Genomic DNA, 22,468 nt, shown 5'->3' on the forward strand with positions numbered 1-22,468 from the left:
TATATAGGGACATGAATAATCAAATAAAAAGACACTTTCTCGAAATTTTGTATAGGTACAATAGGGGTATCGCTAGTTCTACTGAGCAGAAATTCCTTGAATCATTCTACGACTTGCACGAGCATAGCGATGATTTAATAATTGAAGCTAATGAAAAAGATTATTTAGTGCTTAAAAATGATATCAGGACAGGAATTCAGCAAAAAGCTGGATATCTTCAGCGTCCAGGTAAGTCATTAAAGCTTAAATTGTGGGTTCGATATGCAGGTGTTGCGGCTGTGTTGTTGGTCATGTTTGGTTCGTTATTCATTTTTACTAAGCAAACTTCTAATGCTGATGCGATCGCTAATGCAGATAAATTTATCAAGCCAGGTGGTAACAATGCTATACTAACATTGGCCAACGGAAAGAAAATATTACTGAACACTTCAAATACCGGGAGGATCGCGATCCAATCTGGTGTATCTATAGTTAAAACTGCTGATGGTTTGATTACTTATCAGGTTTCTGATCAGCATGGTGATGAGGAAAGTAATTTAATCAATACCATTACCACACCTTCGGGCGGACAATACGCCGTTTTGCTTCCTGATGGAAGCAGAGTTCAACTTAATGCTTCGTCTACCTTGAGTTTTCCAACTCAATTTAAAAGCAATGAACGGGTGCTTTCGTTACAGGGAGAAGCTTATTTCGAGGTTGCCAAACAACCTGGCCGACCATTTAGGGTATTATCTGGCGATCATACAGTGGAAGTACTAGGTACCCACTTTAATATCAATGCCTATAAAGATGAAGCCGGTATCAGGACTACACTTATTGAAGGTTCTGTAAAAGTTTCTCAGGATACCAGAACTGAATTTTTAAAGCCTGGTCAGCAGTTACTTGCGGTGCCAGGTCGGCAGTTTGTTAAACGTGATGTAGAAGTAGAGAAATACATAGCCTGGAAAAATGGTTTGTTCAATTTCGAGAATGACGACATCAAATCGGTAATGCGCCAAATTGCGCGATGGTATGATGTTGATGTGAAGTATGAAGGCAACGTGTCCGGTCTGGAATTTTCCGGCGATCTCTTCCGTACCAGCAAACTTTCTTCGGTACTGAACATTCTGGAATTAAACAATGTACACTGTGAATTAAATGGGAGGACCATTACGGTTTCCTACAAAGAATAATAGTTTAAACACAACAGTTTAGCAAAAAGAATAACAACTAAATAACCGAAATATTAACCACCTAAACCAAACCACATGACAATACAGCTACAGCAACCTTAAAGCGCATTTTTCTTAAAAGAAGAAGCCGAAAGTATCTCACCTCTTTCGGCTTAAACAGGAAAGCAGGCCCGGAGTACCAGCAACGGTCTGCCATTTTTTAACCTTATTCAATCCAAAAGTATGAAATTAACTTTTCTTTACAAGGTCGCGTGCAATATTCGGCTTGTGAAGTATAAAACTTTAGTAGTGATGAAATTAACTGCTATACTGCTACTTGCAGGAACCATGCACCTTACGGCTGCGGTTTATTCACAGAACGTGACCATTTCCCGTAAGAATACGACGTTGGAAACCGTTTTTAACGACATTAAGAAACAAACCGGGTATATCTTTTTTTACAGTGATAAGGTAGATGCCCGCAACCAGTTCCTCAATGTAAACTTGCGTGCTGCCCCTCTGGAAGAGGCTTTAAAAGCTTGTTTAGATGCCCAGAACTTAACTTACAAAATTGTAGACCGCACCATAGTGATCATGAAAGACCATGAAGACCTGGTTGGTGCCGCTGTTGCGCAGATTGCTAAGAACCGAATTGAACTAACCGGAAAGGTAATTGATAAAACTACCATGCAAGGAATGCCCGGCGTAAACATTTCCTTTAAAAACAGTAAATCGTTTTTGGGGCAAACAAACGAGAAGGGTGAATTTAAAGTGAACGCACAACCCGGAGATATTCTTGTTTTTACATATGTAGGTTACAAGGAGGTAGAAATAAAAGTAACCAATGGTAAGCCGCTAACCATTACTATGGAAGACCAGGTAAACACCATTGACAATGTGGTGGTAACTGGTTACCAGGTGATTAAAAAAGATAGTTATACTGGTAGTGCGATAACGATTAAAGGGGAAGATTTGAAAAGATCCAATCCACAGAATTTGCTAAAAGCAGTACAAAGTTTCGATCCGTCTTTCCGTTTGCTGGACAACAACCTTGCAGGTTCTGATCCAAATGCTATGCCGAGGATCAATGTGCGTGGGGCAACTGCCTTACCGTCAATTCCTACCAGTGCTGATGATTTGGTAAATAGAGAAAATCTTTCTGCGCAGTTTAATCTACCTGCTTTTATATTGGATGGATTTGAGGTGAGCTTGCAGAAGGTGGTAGATTTGGACATCAACAGAATTGAATCTGTTACCCTGTTAAAGGATGCTGCAGCTACTGCTGTATACGGATCGCGTGCTGCCAACGGTGTAATGGTTATTACCACTAAGGCTCCAGTTGCAGGAAAGCTTCAAGTTTATTATAATGCCGAGCTTCAGGTTACTGCACCAGATCTTTCGGGATATCATGTATTGAATGCAAAGGATAAAGTAGCGTATGAGCAACAAGCAGGTCTATTCACAAATTTAACCCCTGGAGTTGGTGGCGATACACAAGATAATTTGGATGCACAGCTTTTTACCAGGCTTAAAAATGTAGCCAGTGGGGTTAACACGTATTGGTTGTCTCAGCCTTTGCGTAACACCTATGGTCAGAAACATTCATTAAGTGCTCAGGGAGGAGACCAAAGTTTCCGCTATGGTGTTGATTTGCGTTATCAAACCATGCCAGGTGTAATGAAAGGTGCTACGAGAGATAGATTTAGTGGAGGTATGAATTTTAATTACAACCCTTCTTCAAGACTATTGATCAGGAATGATCTTTCTGTAAATCAAACCAATGGTGTGAATTCAAATTATGGAAGCTTTTCTAACTATGCTTACATGAATCCATACTATCCAATAACTGATAGTTTAGGCAGAACGATACAAGAACTGGCCAACTGGCGGGTGGACACTTTTGTGAATGGACCAGACCAGTATCAAGATAGGTATGTTTTTAATCCATTATACGAAGCCAGCTTGAGCAATTTTAGCAAGGACTCTTATTTTGAGATGATAGATGCGTTGTCTGTAGATTACAAGATATTAGAGAGTTTGCGCTTACGGGCATTGGTAAGTTTGAACAACACAATGGCTAAATCAGATAATTTTGTGTCACCTTATAGTAATGAATTTTATGGCACTTCTACCAATGATTTGAATAAGAGGGGTCGTTATGATGCCAACACTACTAATACCCTTAAATTAGATGGAACTTTCTCACTCAGCTATTTCAAGCAGCTAAATGAGCACTCCATCAATATGGTGTTGGGTTCTAATATACTATCATCAAAGTCCGACTACAAAGGATTTTCTGCTCAAGGCTTTTCTAACGACAAATTTACCAATGTTGGCTTTGCGCGTATTTATAAAGAGAATTCATCACCTGATGGTAATGTCTTGATCAGCAGAACGCTGGGCGCTTTCTTTTCAGGTAACTACGCCTTTCAGAACAAATACTTATTGGATGCTACATTTAGGTTAGACGGTTCATCCGCTTTTGGATCTGATAGCCGGTTTGCACCTTTCTGGTCTATCGGTTTAGGATGGAACTTGCATAACGAGGAATTCCTGAAAGATAGTAAGGTAATTAGTCAGGTTCGTTTAAAAGCAAGTACGGGTATTCTGGGTTCCATTGGTTTCCCGCCATATATGTCCCGCTCCATCTACAATTACTATAACGACAACTGGTACTCAACGGGTATTGGTGCTGCAACACAGAATTATGGAAATAGCAACTTGCAATGGCAGAAAACCAGAACCTATGATGTAGGTGCTGATATAGGCTTCTTGAAGGATCGTTTTGTGGTTTCTCCCCGTTATTATTACAAGTTAACACAAGGACTAATTACTGATATCAATCTTGCCCCATCCACAGGTTTCACGACTTACAAAGAGAACCTGGGAGATATGAGTAATAAAGGTTATGAGGTTTACTTAAGGGCTAATCTGTACACCAGGCCTGACAGGTATATCAATATTACAGGTAACATTGCTCAGAACAGAAACACGATTGTAAAGATCTCCAATTCGTTAAAAGCATTTAACAGTCAGATTGACAACATTCAAAATAATTTAAGCAACAATTTGTATGCTACGCCACTGTTACGTTATAACGAAGGTCAGTCTATTAACACCTTATATGGCGTAAAATCTATGGGTATTGACCCTGAGAATGGTAAAGAAATCTTTCAAAAATTAGATGGCTCTTTAACTTACGATTATGACATCAGGGACCAACAGCCTATTGGAAATACGGAAGCTTTGGCTGAGGGTAATATCGGTACCACAATTAATTATAAGGGCTTCACATTAAACGTGAATTTCTGGTACCGCCTGAACGCAGATATCTATAACCAAACTTTGGTTGACCGAATTGAAAATGCAGACCCAAGGTTCAATGTTGACAGAAGAGCGATGACCTTACGTTGGTCGCAACCTGGAGATAATGCTTTGTACAAAAACATCAAAGATCTAACACCAACCAGGGCAAGTTCAAGATTTGTGCAGAGCGAAAGCTTGATTGATTTGCAATCTGTAAATCTTTCTTATGATTTAAAACGTGAATTGGTTCGTCGCATGGGTTTCCAGAATATAAGGGCGTCCATTACCGCTAATGATTTGTTCAGGTCTTCAACTATACAGATTGAAAGGGGTATTAACTCTCCATTTGCCAGAAGTGCAACGTTTTCTTTATTGGCTTCATTTTAACCTTACTACATATGAAACATTATATTTATTTCATCATCATCGTCCTGACCTTCTCGTCTTGTAAGAAATTTCTGGATGTACAGCCCGAATCGGACGTAACTAAGGAGGATCTTTTTAAAACCGAGGAAGGATTTAAAGAAGCACTCAATGGCGTGTATAATTTAGCTTCGGAACAAAAGTTATATGGAGGTAACTTAACGTTTGGCCAGCTGGACATTATGGCGCAGAACTATGAGTTCACCGATTTGGACAATAGATTAACGCAATCTCTTACCTATACAGACGCAAATATCATCAAAAGGAACGATGAAATTTGGGCAGCCGCTTACAGCACAATTTCTAATGTGAACACCATTTTGGATGCTGCGGAAAAGAATAAAGGCATTTTGTTTGACAAGAACTACGAGCTTATTAGAGGCGAAGCGCTGACCTTAAGGGCCTATCTGCATTTTGATTTGTTGCGCATGTTTGCTCCGTCTTACGCAAGCAAACCTAGTGCACCTGCGATTCCTTATGTTACGGCAGTAACAATTAAGAGTACACCTTTTTCCACAGTAAGCCAAGTACTTGATAAAATCATTGCAGATTTAACAGAAGCCAAGCAATTGCTTAAAGTTGCTGATCCGATTCTTGCTTCATCTTACGTGGTTGGGTATGCAGATAAGACCTATCCTGCTGGATTTCCAGAAAACAAGAAATCAACTGAAACGAGCAGCGGATCACTTTTTTTACAGAACCGCAGGCACAGGATGAATTACTTTACAGTTTGTGGAGAACTGGCCAGGGTTTACTTATATAAAAATGACCAGATCAATAGCTTAGCCAATGCTAAAGAGGTAATTGATTCAAAGAAGTTTCCATGGACAGCGCAGGCAGATTTTTTTAATTTAAATAGCGAACAGAGGGATAAAGTATTTTATCCTGAAATTATTACTGGTTGGTTCGTTCCAAAATCACAAGACTTGGTGAGAGATCGATTCTGGAGAGACGTGCCAGATTATGCCCCGACCATTAGTCAGAAGGACTTGATTTATGAAAAAGGGAGTGTTGGTGCAGATGATTGGAGATTCAGACAATGGTTCCGTGATGTTTCTTCTACTACCTCGGCAGGTCGTTCTCTTTTTCTGAAATATACATGGAATGGTAGTGGCTTAAGAAACCTACATCCATTACTTGCTCCCGCAATGCGCCTGTCTGAAATGTATTACATCGCTGCCGAGGCGAGCTTTGACAGTGATCCGGTAAAAGCAACAGCTCTAGTAGATAGCGTACGGTTCCACAGGGGAATAGGCACCATCATACCAAAGAACATTACCAAACCTGATTTTATTAAAAAGCTGGTTGAGGAAGCACGTAAAGAGTTTTACGGAGAAAGCCAAATCTTTTATATGAACAAAAGGCTAAACCGTGATATCATTAACACCAATGGGATGATCTATCCTGCGAGCGACAAGATCTTTGTGTTGCCTATACCGATAGACGAAATAGGTTATAGAAACTAAAACTGAAGAAATCATGAAAAGATATATTCCATTTACTTTTTTGCTGGCCGTGTTGCTGTTTGCATGCAAGAAAAACGATGTTTACCAATACGATAGCGAGACCGATAACATTTATTTCCGTTATTTGGATGCTCAGGGAAATAAAGATACCACATCGGTTACGTACTCCTTTGCTACCAGTCCGGGCAAGGTTAGCGATACCATATGGATACCTGTAAGTATTGCTGGAAAACGTGTAAACAGAAGCCGTAGTTTTGTCATTACCGTAGTGGATTCGGCAACGACCGGTAAGGTGGGCACGCATTATGAGGCACTGAAGCCTTCTTATGTAATGCCTGCAGATTCTGGTAAGGTACGTGTACCTTTTATCATTAAAAATACAGATCCTGAACTGGCTAATCTAACGAAGAAAGTTACGCTTAGAATAGGAGAAGGCGGAGATTTTAAAGGTGATCTTCCTGTAATCGTGAGAACGAAAAGTTTCCTGTTTTCTAACAGATTGGAGCAGCCGTCCTGGTGGATGTACTGGCAAGGAAATTTAGGGCCATACAGCAGAACTACGCATAAGCTATTTTTAATATCTGGCGGTCAGGATTTGACAAATCCAGCAGCACCTAATGGTTACCTTGGGATACCAAGAACGTTATATTATATAGAGAATGCCAAGAACTTTGTGAAGGATCCGTTTACCTGGGTAGCCAGAAATCCTGACAAAGGATATGTGCTTACCAAAAGAACTGATGGCAGCCAGGATTATGATTTTTACCAAGCATCAGCACCGCTTGTTAAAATCCAGCTGAAGTATTTTCCTCAAGTGAACAGCTATTTCTTTATCAATGAGAATGGCGGTCAAATTATCATCAACTAAATAGCAGATCATGAAATTAAGATTTATATATATATTAGTTCTGGCGGCATTCTGCTTTGCATCCTGCAAAAAAGACCTTGGAAATTACACCTACTCAGCCCCATCAGAGCCCATAGTAGAAGGTATTCAAGATGCAAACATTAATGCGCTGATTGGCGATTCGCTGATTATTAAACCAAAAGTGAGCTTAGCCGGTGCAGATCCGCTAAAGGATCTAAACTTCGAATGGCGGATCCTTATATTGGAAGACCTGCGTGAATTGAGCTTTACCGGTTACCCGTTTAAAATGTTGTTTAACCTTGGAACTGGTGAGCGTGCTGCAACGTTAATCGTTACAGATAAAAGAAACGGACTGATATACAAATACAAGTTTAAGATTACTGGTACCACCCAATTCTCAAATGGAACTGTAATTTTGAGTAATGATGGTGGAAAAGCTAAGCTTTCTTTTGCCAAGCCTGATAATAGCATACTGGCCAATATTTACGAAAGCTTACAGCCTGGCAAATCATTACCCAATAATCCTGTGCAGTTATACTATTCGAAACCTTTACCTTATCAATTGTTGAGTAAGGAAGAGTACTGGATCATGTGTAATGACCCAGTTGCCGGAAGCGTAATTGTAAACCCAAGTACGTTATTGCGTAAAGATGATTTTAAATCGCAGTTTTTCCTGCCGCCGCCCGTTATCGTTCCAGGATACCTGGAGACCGATATGGGTACCTTATCGCGTGGGGTGATTAACGGTAAGTTTTATTCCGGTGTGTATACTACCGCTCCGTTTGCACCTGATTACGGAAAATATGCAAATGAATTTCTAGGAGATTACTCGCTATCGCCTTATTTTAGTAAAGAAGGCGGTTATATTTTTGGATTTGATACCAAGACTAAGGGCTTTGTTGGATTTGATGGTGGGGGCACATATTTCGGTACAAATTATACCTCAGCCGTTTTGCCTTTTGATCCTAAGAATATTGGTATGAGCAATCTGGTTTATATGAAAGCTGTTAACGGGCAAACTACTTATGCTTTCTTCAGAGATGAAACAGGAACCTATGAATATCAATTCACCATACAGTTTAACAGCATTCCGAGGGGAATTGTACCGCAATCTAAACGGTTGTTTACCGGTTCTGCTTTGGTGATGGCCGATTCGAAATGGTTAAGGAATTCGATTAATGTATTCTATTTTTCATCGAACGACAAGATTTACCGGTACAATCCAATTAACCAAGAGGTAAGGGCGCTGGATGCCAATTTTAACGGTAAGAAAATCACCATGATGAAGATCAGTGCTGACGACAATACCCTAACTGTGGGTGTTCAAGGATCGCTGTATTCCGTTGATGTTACAGTAGGTAAGAACGGAACCATCATAGATAGCAAAACCATCAACGGCATTCCAGGAGGTCCTGTCGATGTACTCATAAGAACTAATTAAGACAAATCACATGAAATATAAATTTATAGTAATAGCTGTTTTCTTGCCATTCGTGGTTGCAGCACAGAAACCCGCCCCTAACTTTACCATGACTGGCAAGATTGGCAGCTTAAACAAACCTGCAAAGATTTACCTGGACTATAGTTCCAACGGTGTTGGCGCAACTGATTCTTGCGAACTGGTTAATGGTACATTCAAATTTAGCGGCAAGCTTGATGGTGATTACGCATCATCAAGGATGACCTTGTCCAGGGATGGAATTCGCGACAAAGAAATCTACAGCAAAGGAACAGGAGACGTAATTTATCCAAGCTTTGGCAGGGAAAACATCAGCATCAATTCTGCTGATTCTCTTTACAATGCGAAATGGACAGGATCAAAAGTTTATAACGAACTGGTAGCATTTACCAAGGCTGTTGGTCCGCCGGTGATGACCATTCATCACAATGCAAATGTGGCTCTACAAAGAGCAACTCCTGAACAGCAAAAAGATACCTTATTCTTTAAGGCACTCGATAAAACGGTAAGGGGGATGCAAGCGTCCAGAAGAGAAAAAATACTCACTTTCGCCAAGAATAATCCCAATTCTTATTTTGCTTTGCAGGGTTTATCTGAAGCATTTGGTGGTCAGGCTTCTAAAGTCGCTGAAATTAATCCATTGTTTAATGCGATGAGTGAGGGGCTTAGGTTATCTTACGAAGGCCAAAGCCTTTATAAAATGCTGAGTGCGAATACCATCACCGCAACAGGTGCTGTAGCTCCTAACTTCACGCAAAAAGATGTAGATGGCAAATCTGTTTCTCTTTCAGACTACAAAGGTAAATATGTATTGGTAGAGTTCTGGGCAAGCTGGTGCTCGCCATGTCGTGCTGAAGGGCCGAACTTATTAAAACAATATGCAGCTTACAAAGATAAGGGCTTTGAAATACTGGGTGTTTCTGTGGATAGTGACAGAGCCAAATGGTTAGAGGCGATCAAGAAAGATGGTTATACCTGGACTCAAGTGTCAGATTTAAAAGGTTGGGAAACTGATGTGCGTAAGGTTTACGGCATTTCAGGAGTGCCAGCTAACTTTTTAATTAGTCCTGATGGCAAGATCATTGCCGCTCATTTAATGGGAGAGAAACTAAATAAAAAGCTTCAGGAACTGTTCGTGAATTAGGCTTAGTTAACGGATTTTTGAACAACGGGCCAATAAAATGGCCCGTTTTTTTTAATCTATAAACCGTCATTAATTACTAATTGTAAAATGAATTAAAACAATTGTGCGATAAAACCAGTACATTGTATAAATCACCACTAGCACATAGAGGTTAAATTATGGGAATAGTCATATTTGGAGGTATCATTACCTTACTTTTTGGGTTAAGCGTTTTGTTCTATAAGTTTATTGTAAGTCAGGCAATGAAGTATTTTATACTCCCTGCGCTGCAGAAAACGAAGTACGTACTCAAAGATTTCGGCTTTGCCGGGTTTTTTACTATTGGCGATTTCCAGGAAGAAGCCCTATCTATTCGTCCAATTTCTACAAACGGATCTGTTATGAATTCCATTTACATTTTCCTATATATTTCAACAGCCAATGCTACTGAAACATTCAGGATGACTGCCAGGATTGAAACTGTATTTTTCTGGATTAGTAAGGTAGAGTATAGTCACGAGTTGAGTTAAAGTTCTTATTTAAGGAAAATACAATTATCTTGAACTTTGTTTACGTACTGGATGATTGTTAACCGAATATTAACTAGATTTTGCAATGAAGATTTTATGCTTATGCCTGGCGATTTTGCTGGCACAGAGCCCGTTTTTAAAGGCTCAGGATGTAAAAAAGAAGATCAAACTATTTGATGGAAAAACATTTAATGGCTGGCAGGGAGACACTGCCAAGTCCTGGCGGATTGAAAATGGCGCAATTGTAGGTGGCCGACTGGATTATATGGTACCTCATAATGAATTTATTTCCACTACATCAAAATATTCAAACTACATATTGAAGCTTAAATTTAAACTAACCGGCACTGAAGGTTTTGTGAATGGAGGTGTACAGTTCCACAGCGAGCGCATCGCTAATCCGGATTTTGAGATGAAAGGTTATCAGGCTGATATTGGAGATGGTTTCTGGGCATCGTTATACGATGAGTCGCGCAGAGACAAATTACTCATTACTGCCGATCCAGAGTTGGTGAAACAACTTTTAAAAAGAGGGGAATGGAACGATTATGAGATTAGAACCCAGGGCCGTAGAATTCAAATCTTCTTAAATGGTACCCAAACCGTTGATTACACAGAAGAAGACCAATCCATACCACAATCTGGACTTATTGCATTTCAGCTCCACGGCGGTGGAAAGACAGAAATATCCTACAAAAATATGATGCTTTATCCCAATAAATAGTCAATTTAAAGATATAATTGTATCGGTATTTGATACAATTATGCTACTCTTGAATGTGTAAAATGATTAATTTCGTTATTGCACAAATAAAACCAAATATAATATGAACTTGAAACGGTTACTTTTTACCCTTCCCTTTGCGCTCTTCATTGTTACTTTAAGCTTTGCCTTCAAAGACATACAGCACCACGTTCTGCATCAGGCAAAGGATGAAATTAAATACGACCGTGAGTACACACTGGAGACGACGATGCTGGGCTATATGAGTCCGGAGGGAAAACGTAATCCGACTTTAAAAGTGAGCAAAGGTGAACTTGTTCGCATAAAAATTGTGAATGGTGAGTTGATGACTCATGATATTGCGTTAGAAAAGGCAGCTATCAAAAGCAAAACCCTGGTGCAGAAAGGCGATACCTCGAGTGTTGTTTTCCGTGCAGATAAAAATGAAATTTATTATTGTAGCATTCCAGGGCACCGTGCCGCCGGAATGGTAGGGAAGATAGAAGTGGTGGAAGGCGCTATTAAGAAAGATGTAGCGATAGCCGGGATTGTTCCTAAAAAGGGCAATAAGGTACTCAACCTTAATTTCGAAAAAGGAACTTTGGAAGACTGGACTGCTACAGGCGATGCTTTTAGCAACCCATTGGTAACCACCGATCAAACTACGGTGTATGAAAAAGATATGAATACAGGCATTGCAGGCAAGTATTTTGTAAGCAGTGGTGGTACTAAAAACTATAAGAGAACTGGTACATTGACATCTGTGCCTTTTACAGTTACACAACCGTATGCATCTTTTAAGGTCTCTGGCGGAGCCCTTCAGGATACACGAGTGGAATTGGTTGAGGCAGATAACAATAATGTGATCTTCCAAATTACCGGTGCTGGTCGTGCTACTTTGCAGCCTGTAATTGTTGATTTGAGAGCCCAGTTGAATAAAGAGATCTATATCCGTTTGGTGGATAGTGAGACCGGAATTTCCCAGATTCCGTACATTGGTGATGACGTATGGGGACATATCAACTTTGATGATTTCTTGTTTTACCCAGTGAAACCTAATTTTCCGAATGAACTAAAAAAAGAAGACATCATTATTTTGCCACCGCTTGATCCAGTAATCAATGCTGGTTTATCGCCACAAAAAGCTGCAGAGGCGATGAGCCCTAAGCCTGGCTTTACCGTTAAACTGGCAGCTGCCGAACCTGATGTGGTACGTCCGATTAGTTTTACTATTGATGCCCGGGGCCGATTATGGGTAGTGGAAGCGCATACCTATCCGGTAAGGGCTCCGGAAGGACAAGGTAAAGATCGAATTTTGATACTGGAAGATACAAATGGAGATGGTACGCTAGATAAAAGAACTGTTTTCATGGAAGGTTTGAATTTGGTTAGTGGAATTGAAATTGGAATGGGCGGTGTTTGGCTTGGCGCTGCACCTAACTTGCTGTTTATTCCTGTTGATATGAAAACTGATAAACCTACTGGTCCGCCTCAGATTGTACTGGACGGGTGGGGCTATGACGATACGCACGAGATTCTTAACAATTTAAGGTGGGGTCCAGACGGGTGGTTATATGGCACGCATGGTGTATTTACTCAATCTAACGTAGGCGCTCCGGGTGCTCCTAACGAGCAACGTGTTCGTTTAAATGCAGGGGTATGGCGCTATCATCCGACTACTAAGAAATTTGAATTGTTTGCGGAAGGTACGAGTAATCCATGGGGTATTGATTTTAATGATTATGGACATCCCTTTGTTACTGTTTGCGTAATCCCGCACATGTTCCACATTGTTCAGGGAGGGCGTTTCTTACGCCAGGCGGGTAACCACTTTAATCCTTACACTTATGATGATATCAAAGAATCTGGTGATCACGTACATTGGATTGGAGATAGGGGTCCGCATGCCGGCAATTTCCGTTCGGCGTCAAAAGGTGGTGGTCATGCTCATGCTGGTGCTATGATTTACCTGGGTAGTGAAAACTGGCCTGCGCAATACAGAAATACCATTTTTATGAACAATATTCATGGCAGCCGCGTAAATGTCGATATTCCAAACCGCAAAGGCTCTGGCTATTCTGTAAGTCATGGAGAAGATTTCTTGCTGACAAATGATACCTGGTCGCAGTGGCTTAATTTTAAATATGACCAAAGCGGATCAGTATTCGCGATTGACTGGTATGATAAGAATCAATGTCATAGTCCTAATCCGGATGTTCACCAAAAGACGATGGGCAGAATTTTTAAAATCAGTCACGAAACCGATAAATGGGTAAAAGTAGATCTTTACAAGGCTACTGATAAAGAATTGGTGAATTACCAGCTTACAAAAAACGAATGGTATGTTCGCCAGGCGCGTCAAATTCTTCAGGAACGCGGACCAAACAAAAAAGTGCATAAGATGCTAAAGGAAATACTGACAAACAACCCTGATGTAACCAGGAAACTGCGGGCACTATGGGCATTGCATGTGACTAAAGGTTTGGAAGAAAAGGATTTGCTTGATTTGTTGAACAACGAAAGCGAATACATCAGAAGCTGGGGCATCCAGCTGATTGCCGAAGATAAAAATGTTTCGGACGCAGCATTGAAGCGCTTTGCAGAATTGGCAGTTTCAGATTCATCACCTTTAGTAAGGCTTTATTTAGCCTCTGCTTTACAACGTGTAGAGCCTGCGAAACGCTGGGCTACACTAGAAGGTTTGGTGCAACATGCTGAAGATAAGGATGACCATAACTTGCCATTGATGCTTTGGTATGCTTTAGAGCCTGCCGTGCCGCTGGATGTGCCTAAAGCTTTAGAGTTGGCCAACAAAGCTAAAGAAGCGAACATATTGCCATTTACCAAAAGAAGGATAGGTGCGATGAATTCTCCTGAATCAAAAAAGGCCTTATTGGACTTTGATAAAAAGAATGGTAAACCAGCTGCGGAAGGGCATATGGACCACAATATGCACGGAGGAATGCGTTAATTCTTTACCGTGTGGGCGTTTTGAAACATTAATTTTTAAAAAGTGTTGTAGCTAATACCTAAGGTGATTGGTTATGGGACTTCATAAATACAATGAGAAACGCGACTTTAATAAAACTGCTGAACCAAAAGCAGGCAAGAGTAAGGACAAGAACAAACTGCTGTTTGTAATACAAAAGCACGATGCCACGCGCCTGCACTATGATTTCAGATTAGAGATGGAAGGGGTTTTAAAAAGTTGGGCGGTACCGAAAGGTCCGTCCACTGATCCTAAAACCAAGCGGCTGGCAATGATGGTAGAGGATCATCCATTCGATTACCGGAGTTTTGAAGGCATCATTCCACAGGGAGAGTATGGGGGAGGTACGGTTATCGTATGGGATGAAGGAACATATGAGCCAATTGAAGAGATTAAAGGAAAAAAAGCCCAGGAAAAACACCTGCTTAAACAACTTGAAGCAGGCTCATTAAAAATTAAACTCCATGGTAAAAAACTAGAGGGTGAATTTGCTTTAGTGAAAACTCATGGAATGGGTGAGAACGGCTGGTTGTTAATAAAACATAAAGACGAGTTTGCCTCTGTCAAGGACATCACCAAAGCAGAGAAATCAGTTTTATCAAATAAAACACTTGCGCAGGTAGAAAAAAGTAGCGATAATGTTTGGCACAGCTCTAAGACGGATGAGGCAAGAGCAGCAGCTCCACCCGCGAAAGGGGGTAAAAAAGATAAAATGCCGACGGGTATGAAACCTATGCTCGCCACTTTAGTGGATGAACCTTTTCATGATCCGGACTGGGTTTATGAAGTGAAATGGGATGGATACCGCGCCCTGGCATTTTTAAACCAGGGAGATGTTGAACTACTCTCCAGGAACAATAAAAGCTTCAACGAAAAGTTTTATCCCATTTATGATCTTTTAAAGGAGTTTAAAATAAACGCAGTCCTTGATGGCGAAATACTGGTGTTAAATGAAAAGGGTATTTCCAATTTTGGCGATTTGCAGAACTGGCGTAGTGAGGCGGATGGAGATTTGGTTTTCTACGTTTTTGACATCATGTGGTACGATGGTAAAGATTTAAAAGACTTGCCCCTAAATGAGCGACAGGCCATTTTGGAAAAGGTGCTTCCCGTTGAGAATGACAGTATACGACTAAGTAAAGTATTTAAGGCTAACGGAATCGAATTTTATCAGGCTGCTGAGAAAATGGGTTTGGAGGGTATTATTGCCAAAAAAATAGACAGTACCTACAGTGCCAATTACCGGTCTAAAGAATGGCTGAAAGTGAAAGTTCATAAAAGGCAGGAAGTCATCATTGCCGGTTATACAAGAAATGAAGATACTTCAAAACCTTTTAGCTCCCTGCTGTTAGCAGTTTATGAAGATGATGCGCTAATCTATGTTGGAAAGGTAGGAACGGGCTTTTCGGTAAAGCAACAAAAGGAAATGATGGAAGAATTCAAGGCGTTAACGACCAAAGAAAGTCCCTTTGATCAGATTCCGGATGTGAATAAACCTTCTCGCTTCAGGCCAAATCCACCGAACGCGAAAGTTACCTGGTTAAAACCTAAATTGGTTTGTGAAGTAGCGTTTTCTGAAATAACCAGTGATGGAGTATTTAGGCACCCATCGTTTCAAGGAATGCGAATTGATAAGAAGGCGAAAGACGTTGTTAGAGAAAAAGCGGAGCCGACAGATAAATTGGTAGAGGAATTAGAAGCGACAGCGGATAAGGGATCACCTGTCCATGAAGATGTTGTAACGCCGCCCAAGGGTAAGCAAAAAAAGACGTTGCTCAATCCAAAAGAGGAAACCCAAGTAAAGAAAGTGAACGGGCATGAATTGAAATTTACCCACTTGAGCAAGCTTTATTGGCCGGAGGACGGCATCAGTAAAAGAGATATGTTCAACTATTATTATCAAATAGCAGATTATATTTTACCTTATTTAAAAGACCGGCCGATGTCTTTAAACCGCTATCCTGGCGGTATTCATTCCAAGAGTTTTTATCAGAAGAATGTGAAAGATACGGCACCCGACTGGGCGGCGACTTTTCCATATAGCACCGGTGACGGTGAGGCTAAGGAATACCTTTTAGGAGACGATGAAGCGACACTGCTTTGGATGGCCAGTTTGGGCTGCATTGAAATGAATCCCTGGTTTAGCAGGGCAGAGACACCCGATAATCCTGATTATTGCGTAATCGATTTGGATCCGGATAAAAATACTTTTGACCAGGTTATTGAGGCTGCAAATGTAGTTAAGGAAGTTTTGGACAGCATTGGCGTTCCATCATTCTGCAAAACGTCAGGTTCAACAGGCATGCACATTTATGTGCCTTTGGGTGCAAAATACGATTATGATCAAAGTCAGTTATTCGCACGAATTATAGTAGATATTGTGCATAAGCAAATTCCTAAGTTTACCAGTTTGGAAAGAATGATTGCTAATAGAAAAGGTAAAATGTACCTGGATTTCTTGCAAAACAGGCCCGGAGCTACTATAGCGGGTCCGTATTCTTTGCGGCCAAAGCCGGGTGCAACCGTTTCTATGCCTTTGCATTGGGAAGAGGTTAAAAAGGGATTGACTATGAAAGATTTTACAATTTTGAATGCAGTTGACCGAGTAAAGAGCGAAGGCGATTTGTTTAAGGGTGTGCTTGGAAAAGGAATTGATTTAGAAAAGACAATAAAAAAAGCGCAGTCAACGTTTGGTTAAAGCCGTTAAATCAGTATTTTGGCGTTTCTTACCAAATTTAAATAATGGATATAGTCGGACGAAAAATATGGGATGACACTGCACTAATTATTGCTTTTAAAGAAGGCAATAGGGAAGCGTTCTCTCATTTGTTTGAAAAATTCTATAATGCGCTCTGTTTTTTTACCAGGAATATAACTGCTGATGCTGACCATGCGGAAGACATAGTGCAGGAGGTTTTTTTTAAGCTTTGGCACAAGCATGCTGATTTTGTCGATCTTCCTGCAATCAAAGCATTTCTATACATCAGTTGTAAAAACGCGTCCCTTAACTATTTGGAAAAGGAAAAGAATAAGGGAAGTCACCAACGGGAGCTTTTACGTGTTTATGGCGAAACGGAAGATTTTGTACTTAACGAAATCATTTATTCAGAATCTCTAAGAGAGATCAGTATTGCTTTAGACGAATTGCCCGAACAATGTGCTGCAGTGATGAAACTGCTATTTCAGGAAGGGCTTAAGCCACAAGAGGTTGCGACTGAATTGGGTATCACTGTCAGCACTGTTTACAACCAGAAAAGTAAAGGAATCTCGATTTTGAAAGAGCGACTTTCCCTTCAAAGTTTCGCTTTACTGGCCATCATGTTATCAGATAAATTTGTCAATTGAAAAAATATTTTCATTTGGCATAGAGATTTTGGTAGGGCAACGGTTTTTATATTATAAACGAAAACAATGCCCGAACAAAAAATCATTTCATCCTTTAAGATAAGCGCCTTGTTGGCACTCGATTTAAGGGCGGAGCTGAATGCAGAAGAGCAGGGCTTTCTTGATAACTGGCTGAAACAATCTCCAGCAAACCAATCAATTTATAACAGGCTTAAAGATGATAAGATTAAACAGCAAGATCTGGCTGTGTTACAATCTTTCAATATGCCTGAAGCTTTGCGAAAGGTTCAAGATCGGATCAATACTAATTTAAAAAATTCAAAAAACTATAGGCCGTTATTTTATGCTATCGCTGCTGCAGTTGCATTGATGACGGTGGCGACCTTTTTCTACCTATCCAGCCGAAACAGCGATCTATTAGACAGTGCTATTGTAAAGAACATTACAATAACTACTTCTAAGGGTATGGATAAGGACATTACATTGCCGGATGGCACCAAAGTTTGGCTAAACGCCGTTTCAACGCTTTCATATTCCCCCGGGTTTGATAAGTCAGATTATCGAACCGTTTCCCTGATCGGCGAAGCCTACTTTGTTGTTACTAAAAATCCCAAAAGACCTTTCATCGTCAAAACCAAACTACAGAACATTGAAGTGGTTGGAACAGAATTTCTTGTAGAAAGCTATCCTGAGGACTCTGAAGTTAAAACGTCATTATATAATGGCATCGTTAAAGTCAAGCGAGCCAATAAACCCGATATTGTTCTCTCACCTGGTCAGCAAAGTTTGGTATCAAACTTTGCTATCAGGATTAAACAAATAGAGAACGTTAATGAGAATATTAATGGTCAAAAGAACGATATTTCGTTTGACAAAGAGCCACTTGACCAGGTTATGCGTAAAATAGCCAGGTGGTATGATATTGAAGTAAGTTATCCGGAAAATGTGAATGCAGGCAATATCTCGGGATCAATATCAAAAAATGCCAGTTTAGCTGAACTTCGGGAAATCTTAGCTGCATTATATCCTAACCTGACCGTTGCAGCCAGGAAAAACCAAATCATCATTACTGAAAAGCCGATTACAAGAAAATAGGTCGGTCCAACTTTATTGCGATGCGGTGAGCGGCATTCATCAAACCAACGTGACTGTAAGCCTGAGGGAAATTGCCCCATTGACTGCCATCAACTTCATCAACATCCTCGCTAAACAACATGAGGTGATTTGCATATTTGATGATTGATTCGAATTCTTTAATTGCATCATCTAAACGACCAACACAGGCAAGTGCTTCAACATACCAAAATGCGCAGATTAGAAAAGTAGTTTTTGGCTTTCCAAAATCATCGGTATGCTTATAACGATAGAACAAGCCATTTTCTGCCTTTAGTTCCTTCTCCAGTGCAATCAGATGGTCTTTAGCTTTCTGTGAGTTTGGATCAAGATAGTTCATTAGTATTAATTGTAGGGTGCTCGCGTCGAGATGGGCGCTTCCAACTGCATGGTTGTAAACTTTTCTTTCAGGATCATAACAATCTTCAATATGCTGAGCAGCTTTCTTTACCAATATGCTGGCTCTTTCTTCAAATGCGCTGTTTCCTATTGTTTTGGCCATCTTCAAGGCCGCATTGGCTCCGGCCCACTGGAAAAGGTTGGTATAGCAATGGATGTGGGCGAGATTTCTAAATTCCCAAATACCCGCATCTTTCTCATCAATAGTACGTTCTATCTTGCCAAGCAGATAATCCAGCCATTGTGTTGAATCCTGTCTTTCGCGAAAGATAAAACGGTGGTCTGTATAGAGCGGAAGCATAGAAACCAGCACCTGGCCATAAATATCGTTCTGAATATGTTCATAAGCCTGATTACCAATCCGAACGGGTTGATTGCCTAAATAGCCACTAATGTTTTCCAAAATACTTTCTGTAAGTATGCGCTCTCCCGCTATACCAAATAATGGCTGGTAACGCTCGTCATCCCGGAAGGAAATGTCTGTGACGTAACCAAAGTATTTTTCCATCTCCTCGAAATGACCAATGTGATTTAGAGCGGTGATGACGTAATAGGTGTCTCGCATCCAGCAATAGCGGTAATCCCAGTTGCGTGTGCTTCCGGGTGATTCCGGTAGACTAGTGGTACTCGCAGCTATAATGGCACCGGTATCTTCATACTGATGAATTTTTAGCACAAGAGAAGACCTGATCACGATATGTTGATAGAATCCGGCAATGTTGGAATGCTTGATCCACCGTCTCCAATACTTGATGGTTTCTGTAAGAAAACGATCAGCGGTACTGCTGATCGGTGCATCAAGCTTGTGCCCATAGGTTAGGATGAGGTATTTGGTTTCATTTAACGCGAAGTACTTTTCATCTTCAATATAACTCAAAGAAATATTTGTACTGAGCTGCATATCTTCATCCGCGCCTGTAAACTCAATATGGTTGCTGCCACGGTGTTTTTCTTGTTTAATGCTACCATAATCTGCAACCGGCTTGCAAATAACCCTCACACGAGGATTACCTTCCAAAGGTTCTATTTTCCTGATCAGCATCAGGGGTTTAAAGTAACGTTCATATTGGAAAAACCGGGGAGCAAAGTCGGTAACCCGATATTTGCCTTCAGCGTTTGTAATTTCTGTGCAAATGACGTTGGTGTTTTCAAGATAAAATTGTGTAGAGCTGAATTCACCCGCAGGTTTAACCGAATATTCTCCACCTTTATCCCGATCAAGAAGGCCACCGAAAACGAAGGTGCTATCAAAACGCGGCCAGCACAACCAGTCTACATTTGTGTTTTTATTGATGTGTGCCAGGTAAGCACAATTTCCGATGATGCCGGTTTGGTAGGTATGTCTTTCTTGCATAACTAATATTTTATAGCTGGTTCTGAGTAAATGGTAAAGCTTCTTAGCAAGTCGCGGACTTCCTTATAATCTTTTAAATAATACTTGGCTGCGGATATGTTACTTCCTACCTTTATGGTATAGGCGCTATCTGGCAACGCTTTAAAAATGTCTTCGTCTGTGTGGTCATCACCCAGGGCAATAATAAAATCGGGATTATTTTGATGCAGCCAGTTTTGCGCTGCTTTTCCTTTGTTAACTTCGATATTCTTGAACTCTATAACTTTATTCCCTTCCATCATTTGCAGTCCTTTATCTGCAATGAACATCCGCATATGATTGGAAATTTCATTCGCCCGCAATTCGCCTAACCCTTTCTCTACTTTACGATAATGCCAAACCAACGAAAAGCTTTTTTCTTCTATAAATGAGCCCGGAGTACGATCAGTGTAAGTGTCAAGCACAGTACGAACCTCCTGTTTCCATTTATCTGTGAGCAGGGGTAAGGATCTCCATTCTTCACCCAGGTGTTTTTGCCAGGCTCCATGCTCTGCGATCATATCCAGTTTCAGGTGGCCAAACCATTTTTCCAGCGTGATGTAATTACGGCCGCTAATCAATATTACCCGGTTTGCAGGATCTGCAGTGAGGTCATTTAATATTTGATAAAGCGCGTCATCTGGCATGGCCTTGTTAATATCAGCATTAAAACCAACGAGGGTACCATCGTAATCCAGAAAAATAAAACGTTGTTTTGCCTGTGCGTAATCAAAAGCAATTGTTGCACGTATAGATTGTGCTGCGTGTTTTGTTAAGAGCGATTGTTGCATTTGTTTAACCTCTGCTAGTTTGTCCATAAAATTTTTAACCCAAAGGTTGATGTTGAATTTGTTTACGATGTAACGCATGCTCGACATGCGGATTTGTTGTTCTTCAAGGGGCATATTGATGGCGGCAACAATTGCACGTGTGATGTCGCCAACATTATTGGGATTTACAATAAGTGCGTCATTTAGCTCCTTTGATGCCCCCGCCATTTCACTCAATATCAAGACTCCGTCGTTTTTAGCCCGTGACGCTACATATTCTTTGCTGACTAAATTCATGCCATCTCTCATGGGTGTAACCAGGCAGATATCTGAAATGGAGTAAAGTGCTGATAAAAATTCTACAGAAAATGAACGGTAGAAATAGTGTATAGGAACCCAGTTCATCGTGCGGAACCTAGAATTGATGTTTCCAACCATTTGATCGATGTTGTCCCTAAGTTCTTTGTATTTTGGGACAGTATCCCTGGATGGAACCACGATCATGAAAAGTTCAATTTTCTCAACATATTCCGGATATGTCTGAAGTAAGAGTTCTAATGCCTGCAGGCGTTGAAGTATTCCTTTGGAATAATCAAGCCTGTCTATGGATAAAATTACTTTTTGATTTTTGTGGGCGTCTCTAAATGCGACTACATGCCTGGCTACTTTAAATTTTTTAGTTAGATTTTCAAACTTTTCACTATCGATGCCCATAGGAAAGGCTTCCACAACAATTTGCCTATTTTTATGGATAATTACATTGTCGACTGGTTTGGCCGCCGAGAGTCTTGATGCCGCACTTAGAAAATGCCTAACATCATCGAATGTATGGAACCCAAGAAGATCTGCTCCGAGAATTCCTTCAATTAGTTCTTCCCGCCAGGGAATAAGCCTGAATATTTCGTAGGATGGGAAAGGGATGTGTTGGAAAAAGCCAATAGTAACCTGAGGCTTTACAGACCGGACATAACAGGGGAGCAACAGTAGCTGATAATCATGGATCCAAACAGTATCTCCGTCATTCAAATGATAGATGATTTCCTGACTAAATTTTTGATTTGCTGACTTGTAACTGTCCCAGTATGTTTGATCTACATTAGCATACGTAGATACGTAATGAAATATTGGCCATAAAATTTCATTGGAAAATCCTTCGTAATACAGGTTTATTTCTTCATTGGTTAAAAATACTGGGATTAGGTTTAGGGAAGCCAGTTGATGTCTTACTTCTTCTTGCCTTTCCTCAGGTATTTCAATTCCGGGCCAGCCAATCCAAACATTGTTTCCTTGTTTGTATACGGATCCCAAACCTGTTGCCAGCCCTCCTTCACTAGGTCTTAAAATGTATTCACCATTGTGTTCGGTAATCTTTACGGGGAGGCGATTTGATACTATTATAGTTTTATTATCAGCTATCATATCACTTAAAA

General features: G+C 40.5%; 14 protein-coding genes. 12 read left to right on the forward strand and 2 right to left on the reverse strand.

Features of this window, described 5'->3' with window-relative positions; all coding sequences use genetic code 11:
- The first annotated feature begins 11 nt into the window (after positions 1 to 11).
- The 12 genes from ACXZ1K_RS11060 to ACXZ1K_RS11115 all read left to right on the forward strand — a co-directional run bounded on the left by ACXZ1K_RS11060 (position 12) and on the right by ACXZ1K_RS11115 (position 18,479).
- A complete protein-coding gene (locus ACXZ1K_RS11060) occupies positions 12 to 1,172 on the forward strand; it encodes a FecR family protein (protein ID WP_458969722.1) in 1,161 nt (386 codons plus the stop codon).
- Between the two features lie 291 nt (positions 1,173 to 1,463).
- Positions 1,464 to 4,844, forward strand: coding sequence for a SusC/RagA family TonB-linked outer membrane protein (locus tag ACXZ1K_RS11065; protein WP_458969723.1), 3,381 nt, complete (start codon positions 1,464 to 1,466; stop codon positions 4,842 to 4,844).
- An 11-nt stretch (positions 4,845 to 4,855) separates the two neighbouring features.
- A complete protein-coding gene (locus tag ACXZ1K_RS11070; protein WP_458969724.1) occupies positions 4,856 to 6,346 on the forward strand; it encodes a RagB/SusD family nutrient uptake outer membrane protein in 1,491 nt (496 codons plus the stop codon).
- 13 nt (positions 6,347 to 6,359) lie between these two features.
- On the forward strand, positions 6,360 to 7,214 hold the full coding sequence (locus tag ACXZ1K_RS11075) for a DUF4843 domain-containing protein (protein WP_458969725.1): 855 nt from the start codon (positions 6,360 to 6,362) through the stop codon (positions 7,212 to 7,214).
- 10 nt (positions 7,215 to 7,224) lie between these two features.
- Positions 7,225 to 8,655, forward strand: a complete 1,431-nt coding sequence (locus tag ACXZ1K_RS11080) for a PKD-like family lipoprotein (RefSeq protein WP_458969726.1) — start codon at positions 7,225 to 7,227, stop codon at positions 8,653 to 8,655.
- 10 nt (positions 8,656 to 8,665) lie between these two features.
- Positions 8,666 to 9,817, forward strand: coding sequence for a redoxin domain-containing protein (locus tag ACXZ1K_RS11085; RefSeq protein WP_458969727.1), 1,152 nt, complete (start codon positions 8,666 to 8,668; stop codon positions 9,815 to 9,817).
- Between the two features lie 158 nt (positions 9,818 to 9,975).
- Positions 9,976 to 10,326 (forward strand): hypothetical protein, encoded by a 351-nt coding sequence (locus tag ACXZ1K_RS11090; RefSeq protein ID WP_458969728.1) that lies wholly within the window; start codon positions 9,976 to 9,978, stop codon positions 10,324 to 10,326.
- Positions 10,327 to 10,411: 85 nt separating this feature from the next.
- Complete coding sequence (locus ACXZ1K_RS11095) at positions 10,412 to 11,050, forward strand: 3-keto-disaccharide hydrolase (RefSeq protein ID WP_458969729.1); 639 nt, start codon at positions 10,412 to 10,414, stop codon at positions 11,048 to 11,050.
- A 103-nt stretch (positions 11,051 to 11,153) separates the two neighbouring features.
- Complete coding sequence (locus ACXZ1K_RS11100; RefSeq protein ID WP_458969730.1) at positions 11,154 to 14,021, forward strand: PVC-type heme-binding CxxCH protein; 2,868 nt, start codon at positions 11,154 to 11,156, stop codon at positions 14,019 to 14,021.
- 73 nt (positions 14,022 to 14,094) lie between these two features.
- Positions 14,095 to 16,737 (forward strand): DNA ligase D, encoded by a 2,643-nt coding sequence (ligD, locus tag ACXZ1K_RS11105; protein WP_458969731.1) that lies wholly within the window; start codon positions 14,095 to 14,097, stop codon positions 16,735 to 16,737.
- 44 nt (positions 16,738 to 16,781) lie between these two features.
- Entirely contained in the window at positions 16,782 to 17,384 is a 603-nt protein-coding gene (locus ACXZ1K_RS11110; RefSeq protein ID WP_458969732.1) for an RNA polymerase sigma-70 factor, read from the forward strand.
- A gap of 66 nt (positions 17,385 to 17,450) precedes the next feature.
- The gene (locus ACXZ1K_RS11115; protein ID WP_458969733.1) at positions 17,451 to 18,479 is read left to right on the forward strand and encodes a FecR family protein; all 1,029 of its coding nucleotides are present in this window, start codon (positions 17,451 to 17,453) and stop codon (positions 18,477 to 18,479) included.
- On the opposite strand, the gene ACXZ1K_RS11120 is transcribed toward ACXZ1K_RS11115, so the two are convergent.
- Both ACXZ1K_RS11120 and ACXZ1K_RS11125 read right to left on the reverse strand, forming a co-directional pair.
- Positions 18,466 to 20,250, reverse strand: a complete 1,785-nt coding sequence (locus ACXZ1K_RS11120; protein ID WP_458969734.1) for a glycoside hydrolase family 15 protein — start codon at positions 20,248 to 20,250, stop codon at positions 18,466 to 18,468. The two genes, ACXZ1K_RS11115 and ACXZ1K_RS11120, sit on opposite strands and share 14 nt — an antisense overlap.
- 2 nt (positions 20,251 to 20,252) lie before the next feature.
- On the reverse strand, positions 20,253 to 22,457 hold the full coding sequence (locus tag ACXZ1K_RS11125) for a bifunctional alpha,alpha-trehalose-phosphate synthase (UDP-forming)/trehalose-phosphatase (protein ID WP_458969735.1): 2,205 nt from the start codon (positions 22,455 to 22,457) through the stop codon (positions 20,253 to 20,255).
- Positions 22,458 to 22,468: the final 11 nt, after the last annotated feature.

The organism is Pedobacter jaeyakensis (assembly GCF_054461315.1).